The 2,849-nt window shown below is 67.4% G+C and carries 3 protein-coding genes; all 3 read right to left on the reverse strand.

Going from position 1 to position 2,849, the window contains the following annotated elements; genetic code table 11:
• The coding region (gene tilS / locus JYJ84_RS33105) for a tRNA lysidine(34) synthetase TilS (RefSeq protein WP_205186679.1) at positions 1–1,082 on the reverse strand (1,082 nt) is incomplete at its 3' end.
• A gap of 46 nt (positions 1,083–1,128) precedes the next feature.
• Positions 1,129–2,100, reverse strand: a complete 972-nt coding sequence (locus tag JYJ84_RS33110; protein ID WP_059607910.1) for an acetyl-CoA carboxylase carboxyltransferase subunit alpha — start codon at positions 2,098–2,100, stop codon at positions 1,129–1,131.
• A 103-nt stretch (positions 2,101–2,203) separates the two neighbouring features.
• Positions 2,204–2,849, reverse strand: a 646-nt coding sequence (locus tag JYJ84_RS33115; RefSeq protein WP_205190014.1) for a DNA-3-methyladenine glycosylase, incomplete at its 5' end; no start/stop codon positions are given.

A 2,849-nucleotide genomic window follows, 5' to 3' on the forward strand; every position in this document is an offset into this window, starting at 1 on the left:
CCCGGCAGGTACCAGACTTCCTGCCCGTCCCACGCGAGCACCGCCTCCGGATGCGGACTCCCGGTACCGTCATCGGCCGGTTCCCTGCTGTCGCCGGCTTCCCAGTAGACGACATCGCGATAGAGGCGCAGGCATTGCCCCGCGTGATCGACGCGCAGCGCATGGGCGACATTCGTGGCACGCAGCTGCCGCATCATGTTGGCGAGCCGGGCAGCCGACGCGCCCGGCAAACCGAGCCGGCGCATCCAGAAGCGCAGCAGGTTAGCGCCGCGCGTGTCGTCGAACGCGACCAGTGCATCGCGCGACAGCGCGTGCCCGTCATCGCGCGCGGCAACGGCGAAGTCGAGTTCGGCCAGGTCGTCGAGCAGCCGCTGCGCGGCGGCCGCATGCTGGGCCGCGCGGCCCAGCGCGTCGCGAAAGCCCGGAAAATGCACGGCCAGCGCCGGCAGCACGTCGATGCGCAGCGCATTGCGCGCGTAGCGCGTGTCGTTGTTCGATTCGTCGTCGATCCATGCCAGATCGTGCTGCGTCGCATAGCGCTCGAGTTGCGCACGCAACAATCGCAGCAGCGGGCGCACACGCTCGACGCTCACGCCGTCAGGGCGGTAACGCGGCGCCATCGCGGCAAGCCCCGCGATCCCCGCACCGCGCAACAACTGCAGCAACACGGTCTCGGCCTGGTCGTCCGCATGCTGCGCGAGCCACAGCGCGGCCGCGCCGTGGCGCTCGCACATCTCGTCGAGCGCCGCATAGCGCCGCTCGCGCGCGGTCGCCTCGACACCGAGGCCGCTGTCGCGCGGCACGTCGACGCGCATCGATTCGAATGCGACACCGAGCCCGGCTGCGCTCGCCTCGGCATGCGCCACCCACGCGTCGGCGTTCGCACTCAGCCCGTGATGCACGTGCAGCGCGACGCAGCGCGACGCGCCCGCGACGCGCACCGCCGCGTCGAGCAGCACCGTCGAATCGAGGCCGCCACTGTAGGCAATCGCGATGCGTGCATCCGGCGGCATGCCGGAAAGCGCAACGCCGACCGCGTCGAGGACGGCGCGGTCGGCGGAGAATTCGGTTGGCGGAATCACGAGAGGAGCGCGCGCGCAGCGGCGCGCGATTTGAAGACGCAGCCGGTCATGCGCCCGGCGTGGTTTCCTTGAACTTGCCGTAGGCCATCAGGCGCTCGAAGCGGCGCTCGCGCAGCGCATCGATGCTCATGCCCTGGAACTGGCGCAGCGAATCGGCGAGCGCACGGCGCAGCAGCGCGGCCATGCCCTTCGGATCGCGATGCGCGCCACCGAGCGGCTCGTTGATGATCTTGTCGATCAGGCCGAGTGCCTTCAGGCGGTGCGCGGTCAGGCCCAGCGCTTCCGCTGCTTCGGGCGCCTTCGCGGCGCTCTTCCACAGGATCGACGCGCACCCTTCCGGCGAGATCACCGAGTAGGTCGAGAATTGCAGCATCATCACCGTGTCGGCCACCGCGATCGCGAGCGCGCCGCCCGAACCGCCCTCGCCGATCACCGTCGTGATGATCGGCGTCTTCAGCTCGGCCATCACGTACAGGTTGCGGCCGATCGCCTCCGACTGGCCGCGCTCTTCCGCGCCGATGCCCGGGTACGCGCCCGGCGTGTCGACGAACGTGAAGATCGGCAGCCCGAACTTCTCGGCGAGACGCATCAGGCGTTCGGCCTTGCGATAGCCTTCCGGGCGCGGCATCCCGAAGTTGCGCGCGGCGCGCTCCTTGGTGTCACGGCCCTTCTGGTGGCCGATCACCATGCACGGATGGCCGCCGAAGCGCGCGAGACCGCCGACGATCGAAATATCGTCCGCGAATGCACGGTCGCCGTGCAGTTCGTGAAAATCGGTAAACAGTTCCGCAACGTAATCGAGCGTGTACGGACGCTGCGGATGCCGCGCGATCTGCGAAACCTGCCACGGCGACAGGTTCGCGTAGAGGTCCTTCGTCAGTTGCTGGCTTTTCTTCGACAGCCGCTCGATTTCTTCCGAAATGTCGACAGCCGAGTCGTCCTGCACGAATCGCAGCTCTTCGATCTTGGCCTCGAGTTCGGCGATCGGCTGTTCGAAATCCAGAAACGTGGTCTTCATGTGTTCGAATCCTTGGGTCTTGCGGCAGCGCGTATTCTACCCGCGCGGGCGACGCTCAAAACCGGCTCTCAACTATTGATGTTTAAAACCCGATAGCCGCAGCTCAGGCGCCGTCGGGTGCATCGAGGCTGCGCCACATGTACCAGGTCGCGACGGTGCGCCACGGCTCCCAGTTGGCCGCAACCTCGCGCGCCTCGCTGCGCGTGACGGGTTCCCCGCTGAAGTAATTGACGCTGATCGCGCGGATCAGGCCCGGGTCGTCGAGCGGCAGGACGTCCGGCCGCGACAGGTTGAAGATCAGGAACATCTCCGCCGTCCAGCGGCTGATGCCGCGGATCTGCGTGAGTTCCGCGATCACGTCCTCGTCGTCCATCGACGTCCATTTGTCGACGTGCAGCGCGCCCGACACGAAATGCTGCGCGAGATCGAGGATGTATTCCGTCTTGCGCTTCGACAGCCCGCACGCGATCAGCTTGTCCGCGCCGAGCCGGATCACCGGCTGCGGGGCGAGTTTCGGACAGGCATCCCCGATGCGTGCCCACAGCGACTGCGCGGACGGCACCGAAATCTGCTGGCCGACAACCGAGCGCGCGAGCGTGACGAACGGGTCGCCGCGCTTCACGAGATGCGCGGGACCGAACTTCGGAATCAGTTTCTTCATGATCCGGTCGCGCTTGACGAGGTCGGCGCATGCTTTATCCCAGTAAGCAGGACGCACGACGACCTCCTCGCCGCCCGCTTCGGACGCA

The sequence above is a fragment of the Burkholderia sp. LMG 13014 genome (assembly GCF_905232215.1).
Lineage (GTDB): Bacteria > Pseudomonadota > Gammaproteobacteria > Burkholderiales > Burkholderiaceae > Burkholderia.

Coding starts and splice junctions, on each gene's coding strand:
- JYJ84_RS33110 (WP_059607910.1), bottom strand. CDS start 2,100: ATGAAGACCACGTTTCTGGATTTCGAACAGCCGATCGCCGAACTCGAG.